The sequence below is a fragment of the Martinezella paranaensis genome (genome assembly GCF_014200235.1).
Lineage (GTDB): Bacteria > Pseudomonadota > Alphaproteobacteria > Rhizobiales > Rhizobiaceae > Rhizobium > Rhizobium paranaense.
This window is the reverse complement of sequence record NZ_JACHBI010000009.1, coordinates 129,165-147,076: the sequence shown is the minus strand read 5'-3', so window position 1 is coordinate 147,076 and position 17,912 is coordinate 129,165. Positions and strand designations below refer to the sequence as shown.

The 17,912-nt window shown below is 58.9% G+C and carries 17 protein-coding genes; 5 read left to right on the top strand and 12 right to left on the bottom strand.

All coding sequences use genetic code 11. The features are described 5' to 3' along the window. Positions 1–412 precede the first annotated feature (412 nt). Entirely contained in the window at positions 413–904 is a 492-nt protein-coding gene (locus GGD50_RS21540) for a YqhA family protein (RefSeq protein ID WP_183939164.1), read from the bottom strand. 309 nt (positions 905–1,213) lie between these two features. Between GGD50_RS21540 and GGD50_RS21535 the strand changes: the two genes are divergently transcribed. From GGD50_RS21535 to GGD50_RS21515, 5 genes are all read left to right on the top strand, one after another. After that, entirely contained in the window at positions 1,214–2,644 is a 1,431-nt protein-coding gene (locus GGD50_RS21535; protein WP_183939163.1) for a basic amino acid/polyamine antiporter, read from the top strand. Positions 2,645–2,669: 25 nt separating this feature from the next. Continuing rightward, the gene (gene arcA / locus GGD50_RS21530; RefSeq protein WP_183939162.1) at positions 2,670–3,917 is read left to right on the top strand and encodes an arginine deiminase; all 1,248 of its coding nucleotides are present in this window, start codon (positions 2,670–2,672) and stop codon (positions 3,915–3,917) included. Positions 3,918–3,932: 15 nt separating this feature from the next. Beyond that, positions 3,933–5,048, top strand: a complete 1,116-nt coding sequence (locus GGD50_RS21525; protein ID WP_343069993.1) for an AI-2E family transporter — start codon at positions 3,933–3,935, stop codon at positions 5,046–5,048. A 9-nt stretch (positions 5,049–5,057) separates the two neighbouring features. Then, complete coding sequence (locus GGD50_RS21520) at positions 5,058–5,588, top strand: DUF1269 domain-containing protein (RefSeq protein ID WP_183939158.1); 531 nt, start codon at positions 5,058–5,060, stop codon at positions 5,586–5,588. Between the two features lie 133 nt (positions 5,589–5,721). Next, positions 5,722–7,368 (top strand): alpha/beta hydrolase, encoded by a 1,647-nt coding sequence (locus tag GGD50_RS21515; protein ID WP_183939156.1) that lies wholly within the window; start codon positions 5,722–5,724, stop codon positions 7,366–7,368. A 65-nt stretch (positions 7,369–7,433) separates the two neighbouring features. Here the strand turns inward: GGD50_RS21515 and GGD50_RS21510 are convergent, their stop codons facing one another. From GGD50_RS21510 to GGD50_RS21460, 11 genes are all read right to left on the bottom strand, one after another. Beyond that, a complete protein-coding gene (locus GGD50_RS21510) occupies positions 7,434–8,189 on the bottom strand; it encodes an SDR family NAD(P)-dependent oxidoreductase (protein ID WP_183939153.1) in 756 nt (251 codons plus the stop codon). Positions 8,190–8,200: 11 nt separating this feature from the next. After that, a complete protein-coding gene (locus GGD50_RS21505; RefSeq protein ID WP_183939151.1) occupies positions 8,201–8,965 on the bottom strand; it encodes an SDR family NAD(P)-dependent oxidoreductase in 765 nt (254 codons plus the stop codon). Between the two features lie 9 nt (positions 8,966–8,974). Continuing rightward, entirely contained in the window at positions 8,975–10,009 is a 1,035-nt protein-coding gene (locus tag GGD50_RS21500) for a proline racemase family protein (RefSeq protein WP_183939149.1), read from the bottom strand. Next, positions 10,006–11,496, bottom strand: a complete 1,491-nt coding sequence (locus GGD50_RS21495; RefSeq protein ID WP_183939147.1) for an aldehyde dehydrogenase family protein — start codon at positions 11,494–11,496, stop codon at positions 10,006–10,008. The genes GGD50_RS21500 and GGD50_RS21495 overlap by 4 nt, the downstream gene beginning before the upstream one ends. 34 nt (positions 11,497–11,530) lie before the next feature. After that, positions 11,531–12,778: an NAD(P)/FAD-dependent oxidoreductase gene (locus GGD50_RS21490; RefSeq protein ID WP_183939145.1), complete on the bottom strand. Its 1,248-nt coding sequence runs from the start codon at positions 12,776–12,778 to the stop codon at positions 11,531–11,533. 23 nt (positions 12,779–12,801) lie between these two features. Continuing rightward, positions 12,802–13,836: a proline racemase family protein gene (locus GGD50_RS21485; RefSeq protein WP_183939143.1), complete on the bottom strand. Its 1,035-nt coding sequence runs from the start codon at positions 13,834–13,836 to the stop codon at positions 12,802–12,804. Positions 13,837–13,894: 58 nt separating this feature from the next. Further along, on the bottom strand, positions 13,895–14,773 hold the full coding sequence (gene dapA, locus GGD50_RS21480) for a 4-hydroxy-tetrahydrodipicolinate synthase (protein ID WP_183939141.1): 879 nt from the start codon (positions 14,771–14,773) through the stop codon (positions 13,895–13,897). A 29-nt stretch (positions 14,774–14,802) separates the two neighbouring features. After that, positions 14,803–15,468 carry an amino acid ABC transporter permease gene (locus GGD50_RS21475; protein WP_183939139.1) on the bottom strand — a complete coding sequence of 222 codons (666 nt, stop codon included), beginning with the start codon at positions 15,466–15,468 and terminating at the stop codon, positions 14,803–14,805. A 9-nt stretch (positions 15,469–15,477) separates the two neighbouring features. Further along, positions 15,478–16,140: an ABC transporter permease subunit gene (locus tag GGD50_RS21470; protein WP_183939137.1), complete on the bottom strand. Its 663-nt coding sequence runs from the start codon at positions 16,138–16,140 to the stop codon at positions 15,478–15,480. Next, entirely contained in the window at positions 16,137–16,928 is a 792-nt protein-coding gene (locus GGD50_RS21465; protein WP_183939135.1) for an amino acid ABC transporter ATP-binding protein, read from the bottom strand. Before GGD50_RS21465 ends, GGD50_RS21470 begins: the two co-directional genes overlap by 4 nt. 73 nt (positions 16,929–17,001) lie before the next feature. Then, the gene (locus GGD50_RS21460; protein WP_183939133.1) at positions 17,002–17,835 is read right to left on the bottom strand and encodes a substrate-binding periplasmic protein; all 834 of its coding nucleotides are present in this window, start codon (positions 17,833–17,835) and stop codon (positions 17,002–17,004) included. Between the last annotated feature and the right edge of the window lie 77 nt (positions 17,836–17,912).

The following is a 17,912-nucleotide window of genomic DNA, read 5'->3' as shown; positions in this document are numbered from 1 at the left end:
GACGATGTTGGGGTGGAGGACGTTGCGGCGGAGGGCGCCGATGGCGGGGAGTTGTTTGCGCCTCTACATCGTCCGGCAGGCTGACAGCCACGAAACCGGCAACCGCTGCCCCGAAAAAACCCAGCAAAAGAGACCGTCTGTTCAGCATGAAAATCTCCGTCTGCGGCCTGTATTTAGGACTACTGCGAGAGAGATAATGCATTCGAAGACATGAGGCCGGATCTGCGGGCAGAGGCAGTCTCGGCGAGAGACTATACGCCTTCCTAATTAAGCTTCAAGGAAATTAATACTGTGGGTTGATCGGATTGGTATTCGCATAAAATCTATCGGCGCGCGACATGAACAACAAATGTGCTTTGCAGCTCTCTTCGGTCACCATCTCAGATTCCGACCCACTGTATTCCCTGTTGCCTCACTCACGATGCTCGCCGTTCGTATGATCGTGGGATGAGCTGTCGACAAGCTTCATAGCGCCGGCGAGAAGCAGGATCGCCGCTGGCAGCACGAGACCGTTCCAATCCGGCATTCCCTCCGTCTCCGCCATGACCGTTGCGAAGTGCACCACCAGGTAAAGAATTATCACCTGAAAAAAGAGGCTTTTGAGCTCGGCGACCGTATTCAGGATCATCCAGGCCGGCACCTTCTTGCGCATCTCCGGCGATAGGTCGATGACGAAGCCGAAGGTGATCGCATAGGCGAAAATCATCAAAACGATCCCGAAGAGAAACTTGTCCGTGGAGTTCAACACCGCGGCAATCACCGACATATCGGGGTCCGTGCGCACGTATAAAAATGCGTTGCGCAAAATCAGCATGCCCTCCCAAAACATCAGGAACGCCCCCGCAAGAACCCCGACGGAGGCAAGGACGATGATGTATCGAAAGCTCAGGAACAACGAGATCATGGCTACCTCCTGTTCAATACGATCTTCAATAGCGGCAATTTTTGCTACTTGCGCGGTCTCATCTCTATTCCCATCACGGGCAGCAATTGCGGGTAAATACCAGCCTTTACAATGAAAAATCGCCTTGGGTGCGTGTCCAAGTGATTAATCCTCCCGGGAAATGCTGATACGCTCAACTATTTTAGTATTCCATCACATTTTCAGATTGCGCTTTTAAAAAAAGAGAGGAATATGTCCAACTACCGCTTAAGTGGTAGAGTTTGGATTGTGCTTAGATCGCCTGGCAACCGTTGTGTAACCGGAGGCCCTATGACTAACAGCACTACTCAGAAACTTTCTGTTATTTCGCTGACAGCTTTGGTTATTGGCTCCATGATCGGAGCTGGAATCTTCTCGTTACCAAGAACCTTCGGGGCTGCAACAGGGCCTTTCGGGGCAATCATTGCTTGGATCGTCGCCGGTACGGGCATGTATATGCTCGCCCGGGTCTTTCAGGCCTTGGCGGAGCGAAAGCCGGATCTCGACGCCGGTGTTTATGCCTACGCGAAGGCAGGTTTCGGGAACTATCCGGGCTTCCTCTCAGCATTTGGATATTGGATCGGCTCCTGTATCGGTAACGTTTCCTATTGGGTCCTGATCAAATCGACCCTCGGTGCCTTTTTCCCGATCTTCGGGGACGGAAACACTGTTATCGCCATCGTCGTTGCCTCAATCGGCATATGGCTCTTTCATTTCATGATCTTGCGCGGTGTCCAGCAGGCCGCCTTCATCAACATCGTCGTCACTGTCGCCAAAATTGTGCCGATTGTCATCTTCGTCATCATTCTCGCCGTCTCCTTCCGCCTCGGACAATTTCGAGAGAACTTTTGGGGCGGGGTGGGGATGCCGGACACCAGCCTGCTCGAGCAGGTGCGCGCCACGATGCTTGTCACTGTTTTCGTCTTCCTAGGCATCGAGGGAGCTAGCGTCTATTCCCGCTATGCACAGAAGCGCTCCGACGTCGGCAGGGCGACGTTGCTTGGCTTTGCCGCGGTCACGGGATTGATGGTGCTGGTGACGCTTCTGCCATTTGCAAATCTGGCGCGCGCTCAGATTGCCGGCATGCGCCAGCCTTCAATGGCCGCCGTTTTAGAGGCAGTCGTAGGCCCTTGGGGTGCGGTCTTCGTCAGTGCCGGACTGATCGTATCGGTGCTCGGAGCCTATCTCGCCTGGCAGTTGATCTGTGCGGAAGTGCTCTTCACGGCCGCCAAGACCGATGACATGCCAAGGGTATTCGCACGGGAAAACAAGAACCGTGTTCCCGTCGCAGCTCTGTGGCTGACGAACATCATCGTCCAGCTCTTCATCATCTCGACCTATTGGTCACGGGATGCCTTCGCATTGATGTTGAGCCTGACGAGCTCCATGTCGCTTATTCCCTATCTTTTGGTCGCGGCTTACGGGTTCCTGATCGCAAGACGTGGAGAAAGTTACGAGGTGCGCCCGCAAGAGCGCCGGCGCGATCTCGTCTTTGCCTGCATCGCAACGGTCTACACAATCTTCATGATTATCTCCGGCGGCCTCAAATTCATTCTTCTCTCCGCCATCCTCTACGCTCCAGGGACGATCCTCTACATCTGGGCCCGACGGGAGCGCGGCGAACCGCTGTTCAACATGGTCGAAACGGTAATCTTCGTCATAGCCATCATTGGTTGCGCGTTCGGCATCTATGGTTTGGCAACAGGCATGATTGTCGCGTGAAACTACCGGGAAAGGGGTAGATGTCATGTCTTCTTCACAGCAGTTTGGTGTCCATTCCGAAGTCGGTCAGTTGCGCAAAGTGATGGTATGTGCGCCAGGTCGAGCGCATCAACGGCTGACGCCCAGTAATTGCGACAGCCTGCTGTTCGATGATGTTCTTTGGGTGGACGTGGCCAAAAGAGATCACTTCGATTTTATCAACAAGTTGCGGGAGCGCGGCATCGAAGTCGTCGAGATGCACAATCTGCTTGCGCAGACGGTTGCCATTCCCGAAGCCAAGAAATGGATTCTTGACCAGCAGATCATCCCCAATCAGGTCGGCCTGGAGCTTGCCGGAGAGATCCGCAGCTATCTGGAGGAGCTGAAGGATCGAGAACTGGCGGAGACGCTGATTGGCGGACTGTCGACCTACGAATTTCCCGAGACTCTCGGCGGCGAGACGCTAAAGCTGCTTCGGCAAGCCGCAGGCGCTGCGGAATATCTGCTTCCGCCGCTTCCAAACACGATCTACACCCGCGATACGACCTGCTGGATCTATGGCGGCGTAACCCTCAACCCGCTTTATTGGCCAGCGCGGCACGAGGAAACGCTTCTGGTGAGCGCGATCTACCGGTTCCATCCGGACTTTGCCGGCAAGGTGAATGTCTGGTGGGGCGACCCGACGAAGGATTGGGGACTTGCCACACTTGAGGGCGGAGACGTGATGCCGATCGGCAAGGGCGTGGTCCTCATCGGCATGAGCGAGCGGACATCGCGCCAGGCAATCAGCCAACTGGCAGCGACACTTTTCGAGAGAGGGGCGGCCGAGCGTGTCATCGTTGCGGCGATGCCGAAACTCAGGGCAGCAATGCATCTCGATACGGTTTTCACCTTCGCCGACCGCGACTGTGTCCTGATCTATCCTGATATCGTCAACACAATCACAGCCTTTTCGTATCGGCCAGGTTCAAAGCCGGGAACGGTGGATCTGCATAAGGACAGTGGCGATTTCGTCCAGACGGTCCGCGACGCCTTAGGCTTGAAGGAAATGAGGGTCGTGGAAACCGGTGGCAACGACTATATGCGTGAGCGAACGCAATGGGATAGCGGCGCAAACCTGGTATGTGCCTCCCCCGGCGTGGTCTTCGCTTATGATCGCAACACCTATGCCAACACGCTTTTGCGCAAACAGGGCATCGAGGTCATCACCATGTCAGGGGCAGAGCTCGGGCGAGGTCGCGGCGGGGGGCACTGCATGACCTGCCCGATCACCCGAGATCCGGTGGACTACTGATCGAGAGCCAAAGGCATGCAAAGCCAGCCGCGTGTCGCCGCGGCCGGCTTTTTGGTGGTTGCTGTTCGGAGCGGAAGGATGAGTGACGCGCTACCTCGTGCAAGCCTCATGGTTCTGACCATTATCGCAGTGCTTTGGGCTGCTTATGCTGCGGCGGCCTTCGCAGCCCCTTTGACCCTTGCGCTGTTCATTCTCGCCGTGTCGTGGCCAATACAAAGCGGATTGCAAACGACATTGCCGCTTTCCATCGCGGTCGTACTGACGGTGCTCCTTATCATGGCCGTCATCCTCGTTTTGGGTTCCGTCACCATCTGGGCGTTCGGCACGATCTGGCAGACCGTCATCGCCAACGTTGCAAGATACCAGATGCTTTACCAGGGGGCGGCCGACTGGCTCGAAGAGCGAGGATTTGTCGTCGCGGCCTTTTGGGCTGATAACAACAGCTTCCTCTGGATCATTAGATTCATTCAGCAGATAGCCGCGCGAATGGGGCAGACGATGAGCTTCTGCGTGGTCGTTCTCGCCTATGTTCTAACGGGGCTGGTCGAGACAGGTGCGGCCAAGAAGCGCCTGGAGGAACTGGAAACACGGCCCCTCGCCCGCATCGTATTGGCAGGCTGTGGCGAATCCGCCCGCAAGTTGCGATGGTACCTGTGGGTGCGCATGATCATGAGCTTCATTACAGCCGCAACGATCACGGCATTTGCGTTTTTTGCCGGAATTCCGTTTCCCATGGAGTGGGGCATCATTGGCTTCACGCTGAACTTCATTCCCTTCCTCGGTCCTCTCATCGCAACGACCTCCCCGTCTCTCTTCGTTCTCGCTCAGCTTGGAAATGCAGGTCTTGCCGTGTTCGCTTTTCTTTGCCTGACCACCATTCAGTTTTTGCTCGGAAGCTATGTTGAGCCTAAAATATCAGGCGGCGCATTGCACATCTCCCCCTTCGTCATTCTGCTTTCCATCTTTCTATGGACATTCCTCTGGGGAGTTTACGGCGCTTTTATCGGGGTCCCAATTGCCATTGTCGTGGCCTCGTTCAGTCGCGCGATGCTCGGCATCAGCGAACCGACCGGAGAAAACAAGCTCGCGGTCGCATCGAAAGAAAATGTCATTTCTTCAACCAGCGTATAGGAGGCTAATATGTCAGATCTCGTGGTTCTCGGATTCGATCATCCCGACAAGGCAGATGCGATCCTCAACAAGCTCACCCAGCTCGGCAAGGAATATCTGATCGACCTTGAGGATGCCGTCGTTGCCGTCAACGATGCCCAAGGTAAGGTCCATCTGAAACAGAGTTACCACCCGACAGCATCCGGTGCGGCCACTGGTGGACTGAGCGGCGCAGCCTGGGGCACGCTTGTCGGCCTTTTGTTTCTCAATCCATTGGCCGGACTGGTCCTTGGCGGCGCGATCGGGGCAGGCTCCGGTGCTCTAGCGGGCTCGCTCGTCGATTACGGGATCGACGACAATTTTATCAAATCATTGGCCAGCACCATTCCGCACAACAGCTCCGCATTATTCCTGCTCATCCGCAAGGTTCAGCCCGAGAAGGTGTTGGCGGAATTTGCTGGCGAGAACGCGAAAGTCCTTCGCTCTTCGCTGTCGCCAGAACAGGAAGGAAAACTTCAGCAGGCTTTGAGCTCGCATCCCACTGCAGCCCGAGCAACCTGAAGCCGGATTTACTCGAGTGCACGAGCGGGCTGCTCGCAAGCTTTGGGGAAGAGCGGCCCGGGCGAGCCCGCCGAGTTCACACCTATCCTGATCTGGCGAAGTCTTTGGTTGCCCAATCTGACGAAGAGAATTCATGAAGTCCTCTGTGCTCCGCCTCTTGTTTTCTCTGTCCAGCACCGGCCTGGCGCTTGCCGCCCTCTTCTTTGCGTTGTCTTTGACGCCGAGCCTGATGCCGCGCTCCTACGCCGTCCAAGGCGCTCTTTCAGGCGTTTGCGCAAGCGCCGGCTACCTTCTTGGCATCCTGCTTGCCTGGTTGTGGCGCTATCTCGAACTCCCCATGCGACGGGGGCCTGGCAATGACGTGCGGCTGGCCGTTGCTTTCCTCGGTCTTCTCGTCGCCATTGTCTTCCTCTGGCAGACAGCAGATTGGCAGAATTCGATCCGGGAGTTGTGGCATATGCCACCGGTCGACAGCGCCGACCCGTTCAAACTGGCTGGCGTGGCTGCAGCGGTCTTCACAGCATTGTTTCTTCTCGGAACGTTGTTCAGATCGATATTTGTCTGGCTCTCGACGAAGTTTTCCAAGCGCATACCCCATCGGCTGGCGATGGTGTTTGGCCTCACGCTCACATGTCTGCTGTTCTGGTCGATCGGCCAGGGCATTTTGCTGAGGGCGGCACTCCATGTGGCGGACAGTTCCTTCCAGGCCGTCGACGCTGCGATGGATGAGGATATCCCCGCACCTTCTCAAATGGACAAGACGGGCGGCCCGCAATCGCTCGTATCGTGGCGAGGGCTGGGGCGCCAGGGAAGACATTTCATCGCCTCCGGGCCGACGGCCTCTTCGATTGGCGATTTCTGGCAGGCGCCAGCGAAGGAGCCCATTCGGGTCTATGTCGGTTTGAACAACGCCAATACGGTCGAGCAGCGCGCCAAACTCGCGTTGCGCGAATTGCAAAGGCAAGGCGGTTTCGACCGCTCCCTGCTCGTCATTATCGTACCAACCGGAACAGGTTGGGTCGACCCGGCCGCCATGGATACGCTGGAATACCTTCATCGCGGCGACGTCGCCAGCGTGTCGCTTCAATATTCCTATCTCTCAAGCTGGCTTTCGATCCTGGTCGAACCGGAATACGGCGCGGAATCGGCACGAGCGCTTTTTCGAGAAATCTATGGTTATTGGACGAGCCTCCCGCATGACAAACGTCCGAAACTTTATCTCTACGGGCTGAGCCTGGGGGCGCTCAACTCGCAACTCTCGACGGACCTGCTGGATGTCGTCGGCGATCCCTATCAGGGTGCCTTATGGAGCGGACCGCCGTTCCAGAGCGAGATGTGGCGGACCGTGACGGAAGGCAGGCTTCCCGGATCTCCCGCCTGGTTGCCCCGCTTCCGCGACGGCTCGATCATCCGCTTTACCAATCAGGAGAACGCTCTTGAACTGCCCGGCGCAACATGGGGTACGATGCGCATCGTCTATCTGCAATATGCCAGCGATGCAGTCACTTTCTTTGAGCCACAGTCATTCTATCGCGAGCCGGCGTGGATGAAGGGCAAGAGGGGTCCGGATGTCTCTCCACGATTGCGGTGGGTGCCTGTCGTCACCATGCTTCAACTCCTTGTCGACATGACAATCGCGACCACCTCGCCGATCGGATATGGCCATGTCTATGCGCCCCAGCACTATATCGATGCGTGGGTTGCCGTGACGGCACCGGCTATTTCCGCGGACCAAATCAACGCGCTGAAACGGCGGTTTTCGCGCGGATCGTCGGATTGAAACAAGTGGTGTTTGCAGGACGGGCGTCAGCGCCCGCGCCTGGGTCCGACTGAGCGAACATGCCCCTATGCCACGGCCTGCGCACCGGTGATCTCGACCAAAGACCCACACATGAAGGCCGCCTCGTCCGAGGCCAGAAATGCGACCAAGGCCGCCACTTCTTCCGGCTTTCCGATACGTCCGAAGGGCACGAGCCTGTCGAGATCGGCGATCGTTCGGCCCGACCGATTGACGCCGGCTTCGAGCATGGGGGTGTGAATTTCGCCGGGGCAGACGGCGTTGACCCGGATCTTATCCGGAGCGTAATCGCGCGCAAGGTTCTGCGTGAACGCGGCGACGGCCGCCTTGGTCGTATTATAGGCGATGTGGTTCGGCGCCGGATAAAGTCCCCATTGCGATGCCGTATTGACGATAGCTCCGCCGCCGGCGCCGATCATATGTGGCAGGACCGACCGGCAAAGGTGGTACATGGAATCCAGATTCACCGCAAAGCTCACATCCCAATCTTCGTCCGATAGCGCCAGTAACTTGCCTCGCCGGTTGATGCCGGCATTGTTCACCAGAACATCAATGCGTCCCTTTAGTGAGAACGCCTTTTCGATAAGTTCGACACAGTCAGTCTTCTTGGAAATATCAGCACCGATCGCCGTCGCCTCTCCGCCCTTCGCGGCGATGTCGGAAGCAAGGTCTGCTGCGGCCTGACTGTTCGCATCGGTTACAACGACGAATGCCCCTTCTTCGGCCAACCGCCGGCAGATTGCCGATCCAATGCCGCCTGCGCCGCCTGTCACGATTGCGACCTTATCGATGAACCTTTTCATATCGAGCTCCCTCAGCGAATATAGCTGCCACCGTTTACGTCAATCGTCGCTCCATTCAGCGACGCCTGTGACGGGCGAAGCAGAAATGCGACCAGTTCGGCGACTTCTGTCGGCTCCGCCATCTCGCCGATCGGAATGTCCGCGACCGCAGCCTCTTTTCCATGCCGAGCGACAAATTCTTCCGCCATGTCTGTCCGCACCCACCCAGGCGCCACCGCAACGGCGACGACGCCGTTGCGCCCAAAATTTCTTGCGATCGACTTGGTCAGGTTGACGAGCGCTGCTTTCGACGAACCGTATGGCATGGCAACATCAGCGTAGCCGCGTTGTCCGGCCCGGCTGGCCATATTGACGATCCTGCCCCCGCCGTTTTGCTGGAAATGGAGGAGCGCTTCCTTGCATAGGTCCGCAGCGGCGAAGAAATTCACCTGGAACTCCTTCTGCCAGATGGCGCGCCACTCTAAGAGATCGGCATCAATCCCGACCTCGCTGCGGATACCCGCATTGTTGACGATCGCGTGAATTCTGCCCGCTGCTTCCAGCGCCTTGCGCCAGAGTTTGAGGGCACCATCCGCGGCAGAAAGATCCGCCTGGATCAAGAGGCCATTGCCGCCGAGCCTCTCCAGCAAGGCTTCGGCCCCTGCTTGATCACGGCTGTAATGAATAATCGGCCTTGCTCCTTCGGCCGAAAGCCGCTCGACGATGGCGGCGCCGATGCCGCCGGTTGCCCCGGTCACAAGAACGGTCTGCCCCGCAAGTGGAAGGTCTCCTGGCATCGCCATCTCCTATCGTAATGAACCGATTTGCGGCCCCCAGGTGTCGGACAGTGCGAAGCCGGTTGGAAATGGATCGTCGTCCGATATCCGAAGCTGTCCTCGGCCATAGATGAAGGCGCGGCCCGTTATGCGTGGGAGCACGGCGTGTCGCCCTCCCACTTGCGCCTCGCCGATCGCCTCGACGAGAAACTCTCCACCGATGATCGAGCGCGAGGTTCTATGGTCGCCAATACTGACTTCACCGCGCGCGAAAAGTGTCGCCAGATTTGCCGAGCTGCCGGTGCCGCAGGGCGATCGGTCGACTCGTCCAGGCTGCAATGTGGTGCAGGTCCGCACGGCGCCATCCGCGTCACGGCCGCGGAACATCACGTAGGCGATCTCATCGACCCCCGTAAGGATCGGATGAGCAACTTCGACTTGTTCGGACAATAACGCCTTCAGCTCGATGCCAGCCTCGGCAAGGGCACGGGCATTTTCTGGAGCGATATCAAAACCGAGCTGGTCGACATCGACGAGTGCATAGTAAACGCCGCCAAATGCGATGTCCGTCCGGATGCGGCCCCATTTCGGTGTGTCGATTTCCTTGTCCAAGGCTTCCGCAAAGCTCGGCACGTTGTCCAGGCTGACCGAAATGCATCTGCCGTCACGGCATACAGCCCGCGCAACGATCAGCCCGGCTGGTGTATCGAGGCGAACGACTGTCTCGGGCTCCTGCATCTGCACCTGCCCGCTTTCCAACAGTGCGGTCACGACGCAGATACAGTTGCTTCCAGACATCGGATGCGCACGATCGGCCTGAAGGACGATGAAGCCAGCGTCGGCGTCGGGCCGCGTCGGTGCGATCAGAAGGTTCACCGACATCGCCGCATTCGCCCGCGGTTCGAACGTGACAAAACGGCGAAGGCTGTCGTCCACCGCGTTGATGTGGTTCATCTTGTCAAGCATTGTCGCGCCTGGAATTTCCGGCGCACCGCCAACGATAACTTTCCCGATCTCTCCTTGGCAGTGAACCTGAAGAAGGTCGAGCGTGCGGTTCCAGTTCATTCAGCGGCCTCCGGCTTCATGTACCAGCCCCAAGGGTCTTCGCTGACGTATTTCGTGATCTGCTTGGTTTCGAGATAGTTGTCGAGACCCCAGCGGCCGAGTTCGCGGCCAATCCCAGACTCCTTGTAACCACCCCACGGCGCTTCCGTGAACGTGGGCTGCGAGCAGTTGATCCAGACGATGCCGGCCCTGAAAGCCGCAGCGACGCGCTCCGCACGCACATCATCCCTCGACATGACCGCTGCGGCTAGGCCGAAGCGGGAATCGTTGGCAAGCTCGATCGCCTCTTCCTCGGTCTTGAAGGGTCTCACGCATACGACCGGCCCGAAGATCTCCTCGACCCAGGCGTCGCAGTCGAGGGGAACGTCCGTCAGTACAGTTGGGCGGAGATAATAGCCCCTGTCGAAACCTTCCGGTCGGTCACCGCCACAAGCGACTGTAGCGCCGGCCTCCCGTGCTGCCTCTATGGCTGCAAGAACCTGGTGGTATTGCCGCTTTGAAACCAGCGGCCCCAGCAGCACGCCCTCCTCCAGGCCGTTTCCGATCTTGATCTTGTTCGTTTCCTCGATCAAACGCGCAAGAAAGCGCTCATAGATCGCCTCCTGCACGAGAACGCGGGAGGTTGCGGAACAGACCTGTCCCTGATTCCAGAATATACCAAACATGACCCATTCGACCGCCTCGTCGATATCTGCATCTTCGAACACGACGAATGGCGACTTGCCGCCGAGCTCGAGGCTCACCCGCTTGATGTCGCGAGCTGCCGCAGCCATGATCTTGGAGCCGACCGGGCCGGAGCCTGTGAACGCCAGCTTGTCGACGCCCTTATGGTCGATGATAGCCTGTCCGGCGACGGATCCGGAACCAGTTAGAATGTTGAGGACGCCTGGAGGCAGCCCGGCTTCGTCGGCGACGGCAGCAAGCTCCAATGCCGTCAGTGACGTCAGTTCCGCGGGTTTGAGGACAATCGTGCATCCTGCCGCAAGTGCGGGCGCGATCTTCCAGGCCGCCATCAGCAAGGGATAATTCCAGGGAATGATCGCACCAGCGACGCCGATAGGCTCTTTCACCGCCTTCGATGTGAAGCGATTGTCCGCAAGAGCGATCGGCTCCTCCGGATTATTGTCGAGCTGCTCGGCAAGCCCGGCGTAGAAGTCGAAGCACCCTGCCGCATCGGCAATGTCCCAGTCGGCCTCGGGGAAGGGTTTGCCGTTATCCAGAACCTCCAGCCGGGCGATCTCGGCCTGACGAGCGCGGATGCCGCTGGCAATAGCCCTGAGATATTGCGCACGTCTGGCACCTGAGAGCTTCGGCCATCCATCCTTGTCGAAGGCTCGGCGAGCGGCCTTCACAGCGACGTCGACATCCTCGGCCGTTGCCGCGGCGATCGTCTGTATGACCTCTTCGGTGGCCGGGTTAACGACGTCGCATGTGCCGCCTTTGACCGGCTTTACCCATCGTCCGTCGATATAGAGTTCGCTTCGCATGTTCTTCCCTCTTTGCTTGCCGCAGCCGCCTGGTTCAAAACCGGTCGACGCGATAGGGTTTCATGTCCACGGGCGGTTCGACGCCCGTAATGAGGTCGGCCATCAACCGACCGGTCGTTGCCGCATAAGTTAAACCGAGATGTCCGTGGCCCGTGGCGTACCAGACGTTCCGGCGCTTGGCCGACCGCCCCATGACTGGAACCGTGTCGGGCAAAGCCGGGCGGTGTCCCATCCATTCGCTCGTCTGTTCGGCTCTGAGCTCCGGCAGCGCCTCCTTGGCGCGTTTGACCAGCACTTTGGCGCGGCGATAATCCGGCGGCGCATCGAGGCCCGCCATTTCTACCGTGCCGCCAACCCGTATCCCGCCGGCCGTCGGCGTCACCATGAAGGCGCGCGCCGGCCAGATGATTGAATGACGCATGGAGATGTGCGGCGCCATGATCTGCGTGTGATAACCCCGCTCCGTCTCCAGCGGGATCGGCTCTTTCAGCATGGCGGACAGGCGTGCGGTAAAGGCGCCGGCTGCGAGCACGACCTTCTCCGCCGCAAGCCTGCGTCCGTCCGCGAGCCGGAGCGCCTCGACGCCGTTCTCACCCTGCTCGAAACCGGCGATGTTACCCCGCACGATCTTGCCGCCGAGCGCCTCGAACTTTTCGGAGAGAGCAGTAACGAGCTTATAGGGATCGGTGATCGACCGGTTGTCGGGAAAGAGCACCGCCTTGCCGATCTTCGTCGTCACAGCGGGCTCCAGGTCTCGGATGGCGTTGCCGCCGAGGATATCGTGCCGGAAGCCGAAGCGCTCCAGGATGGCGATATGCTCGCGGTCGGCCCGAAACTCAGCTTCGTCGGTGTAGAGGCTGAGGCAACCCTCGGCCGTCAGCATGTGCGTCAGCCCGGTCTCCTTCAACAGCGCATCGAGGTCTTCATAGACGCGACGGCAAAGCACGGCGCCCGCCGCCTCCAGATCCCGCAGTTTCGAGGGGCGACTGGCGGCGAGGAACCTGAGGAACCACGGCACCAGTTTCGGCATATAGCCGGGCCGGATGCGCACCGGCCCCTCTGGGGCGAGCAGCCATTTCGGCATTTGCGCCCAGATGCCTGGACGCGAGGCCGGCATGAACTCGGTGACGGCGATGCTCGCCATATTGCCGTAGGAAGCGCCGCGGCCCGGCGCATCACGGTCGACGAGCGTCACGGCAAGACCGCGGCGCTGGAGTTCATAGGCGATGGCGACACCGATGACGCCGGCGCCGATCACCACGAGATTTCGATCCGAATTCATGATCCGCTCGCCCCTCGCCCGCTTCAAACGTTGGCCATCCAAGTGTCGGCGACGGTAAAGCCGGTCTGGTAAGGATCGGTCGGGTCCATACCCATCTGGTAGAAACCGGTGATCCAGGACTGCCCTGAGATGACGGGGACAACTGCGTCATAGCGCCCAACTTTGGCAAGCCCGTCGATCGTGCAGGTGAACTTGCTGCCAGTGATCGATTCATGGATGAGGGTTTCGCCCCCTTTCATGACACCCCTGGCGTGGAGAAGCGCCAGCCGCGCCGACGAGCCGGTTCCGCAGGGCGAGCGGTCGCAGCGCCCCGGAGAAACGACCACGCAATTCTTCGAGACCAACTGACCATTCTCACGGCGCAACGGCCCCATGAATTCGGTATTGGTGATGCCAGGAATTTCAGAGTTTTCGGGATGCTCCACCGCAAGCTGTTCGGCAGCCGCAGCCTTGAGCTTCTGACCGGCCTCGCAGAGATCGCGGGCCTCGGACGGGTCGATAGTGAAGCCGAGATCGGCAGCCTCCACCATCGTATAGGTCATGCCGCCATAGACGATATCGACGCGAACCGTGCCCAGTCCCGGGACTTCGATACTGCTGTCACGGTGGTAGCAGAAGGCAGGCTGGTTCACCAACCGAACACTCGTGACCTTGCCGTCTAAGCATTCACAGCGGACGCGGATGAGGCCGGCCGGGGATTCAAGAATAAGATTGGTGACGGGTTCGCTCATCGGTAGGATGCCCGTTTCGAGCAGGACCGTCGCCACGCACATCGTGTTCGAGCCCGACATCGCTGGATATTCGGTGGTCTCGAGGATGACGTAACCCATATCTGCGTCTGGATGGTCCGACGGCAGGACGATATTGGCATTATGCCATACCGCGCCGCGCGGCTCGAAGAGAACCATCTTTCGGATATCGTCCATATGGGCTTCGAGATGAAGCCTCTTGTCGAACATAGTCTTACCCGGCACCTGGCCGACGCCGCCGACGATCACCTTGCCGCTCTCGCCTTCGGCATGACAATCGACGACAGACAGAACTTTCCTGAAGCGCATCGCAAATACTCCTGCCTACCGGATCGATGCGGGCAGCCGGCGCTGCCCGGACCGTCGATCACCAGTTGAGGATCGGCTGCATCGCCGCCTTGAACTCGGCCTTTTCCTCCGCCGTCAGCTCGCCGAGCGGCGCGCGGCACTGACCCACGGGCAAGCCCTGAAGCTCGCAGCCATACTTGATCTTCTGCACGAACTTGCCGCTCTCGAGGATGTTCATCGCCCGGTAGAGCGTTTTCATCTGCTCGCGCGCCTTGTTGAGATCGCCGGATTTGAATGTGCGGTCGAGGTCGCAGCAGGCCTTGGCCATACAATTCGATGGTCCGCAGATCCAGCTTTCCGCGCCCCAGAACATGAAATCGAGCGCAATATCGTCGGAGCCGCTGACGAGCTGGATTTTGCCCTCATAGCGGCTGGCGATATCGATCGCGCGCTGCAATACGCCCGAGCTTTCCTTGATCCCGATCACGCGCGGATTATCGGCAAAGTGATCCATCAGCTCGAAGCTGATGTCCGAACCGTCCTTGGCCGGATAGGAATAGAGGACGAGGCTCACATCGATGGCGCCGAGGACGGCTTCGTAATGCTTGATGAGTTCGGCTTGCGTCGGGCGAGTATAGAATGGCGGCGCCAGCAGGACCGTGTCATAGCCGATATCCCTCGCCAGCGCCGTCTGTTCGATCACCTCGCGGGTGGCGGGCGCATTGGTGCCGGCGATCAGAATTTCGCCCGGCTTGGCAAAATCCTTGACGAACTGCAGCACGTCACGGCGCTCTTCCCTGGATTGGCTGAAGTATTCCCCCGTCGATCCGTTTGGAACCCAGCCGGTGACGCCTGCCTCGCGCAGGTGCGCCAGAAGCCGTTCGAAAGCCCTAAAATCGACCTTGCCGTTCGCATCGAAGGGGGTGATGAGCGCAGGCATGACGCCGGACAGTTTCATGGAAGTCTCCTGTAGTGAAGCGATTGCGTTTAGATGGCGAGTTTCTTGAGGATGCGCGCCTCGATGAGCGAGACGGCTCGTGTCAGCGGAAATGCGATGACGAAATAGATCAGGGCGACGACCGTCAGGACCTCGACAGGCCTTGCCGTGTTGTTCGAGATGTTTTGGCCAACGAACATGAGGTCCGCCATCCCGACGGCCGAAACCAGGGCGCTCTCCTTGAACAGGCTGACGCAATTCGACAGCAGCGTCGGGATCGCGCGCAACACGGCCTGCGGCAGCACGACGTTGATGATCTGGATATTGCGCGGAAGTCCGAGCGCAACGCAGGCATCCAGTTGCTCAGGCCCGATCGAGTTCAGGCTGGCACGGAATGTCTCGCTGGTGATCGCACCCATGTAGAGGGTCAACGCGATAATACCTGATGTAAGGTTCGATAGCTCGACACCCAGCAACAGCGGCAGGCAAAAGAAGATCCAGAAGAGCTGGATGAGCACGGGCGTGCCGCGAAAGAATTCGACATAGATGCTGGAGACCGCCCGGAGCGCGACATTGCGGGAGGTTCTGGCAAGGCCCACCAGAAAGCCGAGAGAGCATCCGAGCACGATGCAAATGACGGTCAATTTGATGGTCATCCAAAGACCGAGCAAAAGCGCGTGCTCGAAGCGGAGAAGGATCGAGAAGTCGAGTGTCATCCTGGCCTCCTAGCTGACGAGAAGCTGCCGGCGGCGTTCAAGAAAGCCGACGATCTGTGTGATCGGAAAGGACACGGCGAAATAGATCAGCGCGACGACCGTGAATGTTTCGATCGGCCGGTACGTTTCTGTCGCGAGCGTCTTTCCCTGGTACATGAGGTCCTGGATCGCCACGATCGCAACCAGCGCGCTTTGCTGGAAAATGACGATGCCGTTCGTCAGCAAGACAGGGATAGAAGCTCGGAACGCCGTCGGGAAGATGATGTAGAGCACCCGCTGCAGCGGCGAGAGGCCGAGCGCGATACCGGCGTCAAGCTGCTCCCGCGGAACTGCCTGGATCGCCGCCCGATAGGCCTCGGCATTGAACGCCATGAGGTTCAGCCCAAGCGCCGTCACACCCATCGTGATCGGGTCGAGGAAGACGTCAAAGATCATCGGAACGCAGTAGAATATCCAAACGATCTGAACGATGGCCGGCGTGCAGCGGAAAAATTCGACAAAGAGCATGAACGGCAGTCGAACCAGCCTGTAGGGGCTCATGATCAGAAGAGCCAGCACAAAACCCAGGACGATGCCAATGATATTGGCCGCCGCGGTCAGCTCCAGGGAAACCCATAGTCCCTGCAGCAGCGGCGCGATCGATACAGCGTTGAAGTCGAACGTGTAGCTCACGCGACCGCCCCCTGCTGCTTGATGTGGAACACGCGGTCGATGAATTCCTTGGTGCGCTCTTCCCTGGGAGAGCCGAGCACCTGCTCCGGAGGCCCGTCTTCGACAACGACGCCACCGGCACAAAAGATCACGCGCGAGGCAATGTTTTTCGCAAACCACATGTCATGAGTCACGATCATCATCGGCATATTCTGGGACGCCAGTTGAAGGATCACATGCTCCACCTCACTGACGAGCTCGGGGTCGAGCGCCGACGTGACCTCGTCGAAGAGCATCAGCTTGGGGTCCAGCATCAGGGCGCGTGCGATGGCGACGCGCTGCTTCTGACCTCCGGAAAGCTGGGCGGGATACGCATTGGCCTTCGCACCAAGTCCGAACCGCTCGAGAAGGGTTTGCGCACGAGCCATCGCCTTCGATTTTGCCTCCCCCCGTACTTTGCAGGGCGCAAGGATAAGGTTCTGGACGACATTCAAGTGCGGGAAGAGCGTGTAGTGCTGAAAGACCATGCCAATCGATCGGCGGACGTCCGTATCGATGAGGGTCTTCTTGTCGAGGCCCTCGGACGAAATATAGGCCTTCCCATCGAAGCTGATCGACCCGCTGTCTATCTGCTCCAGGCCCATCATAACCCGGAGCAGCGTGCTCTTGCCGCCACCGCTCGGGCCGATGACGACGACGCGTTCGCCGGGTTTCATTTCGATGTCGATGCCTTTCAGCACCTGGATAACACCATTGCCATAGCTCTTGTGGAGCGTCTGCATTTTGACGAGAGGAAGGTTGAAGGACATGGTCGGGCCGATCTCGGTTTGTCTGAAAAGCGAGAGAATGCGTCGGCGGCTGAGCGCCGACGCTAGGCGGGACTTATTTTGCCCCCTTGAGGACTTCGTCGACAGCCTTGTGGATCAGCTCATCGACATGGCCGGTCGCAACCTTCTCTTCGAGAAAGATGTTTACGACTTCGACGTCTGAGGCCGACATGTTATGCGGGAGACCGAAGGATACGCCTTGCTTGGCAAGGGCTGGCTTCGGGTTCAGGGCGACGGCCCAATCGGGATTTGCCTGGGTCAGAAGCTGGTTGGTATCGGAGGCGTCGACCAGAATGTCGGCTCGCTTCGAGGTAAGGGCCAGACGCGTCTCATCATTGCCCGGAAGCCGCATGATGGTGGCATTCTTCACGGCTGCGGAGATTGCCTTGTCCTGAGCCGTTCCGGACATGACGGCGATCGTCACGCCGGCCTTGTCGAGATCGGCCACTGAGGCTGCAGTCGCTGGAATCTTCGGGTTGTTTTTATTGTAGGCGAGCGAGATCTGATACTCCATCGCCGGGATGGAAAACTGAACGGCCATGGCGCGGGCCGGCGTCCGGTTCAGTGCCAGCGAGAGATCCCATTTTCCGGCCTGAAGGCCAGCGACGATATTATCCCAGGTCGTATCGACAAATTGCGGCTTCACCTTGAGAACGTCGGCGAATTCCTTGCAGAGATCGGCAAAGAAACCCGAATACTCGCCGGTTGCAGGGTCGCGCATGACGTAAGGCGGCGCCACGGCTGCGCCACACCTCAAAACGCCCGCCTTCTGCACACCCTGCCAGTAGCCGTCGGCGGTCTGAGCGTGAGCGGTGGTTGCGGAAAGACCTCCCATCAGGGCGAGCGCAGGCAACGCCCGCAAGGCGGACGTGATCAACTTCGAAAGCATCGGCATTCCTCTTTTGCTGTGCGCGAAGCGCGGTTCCACTCGTCGGCTTTGGCCGCTTCTTTTGTGTTTTTCTGTCG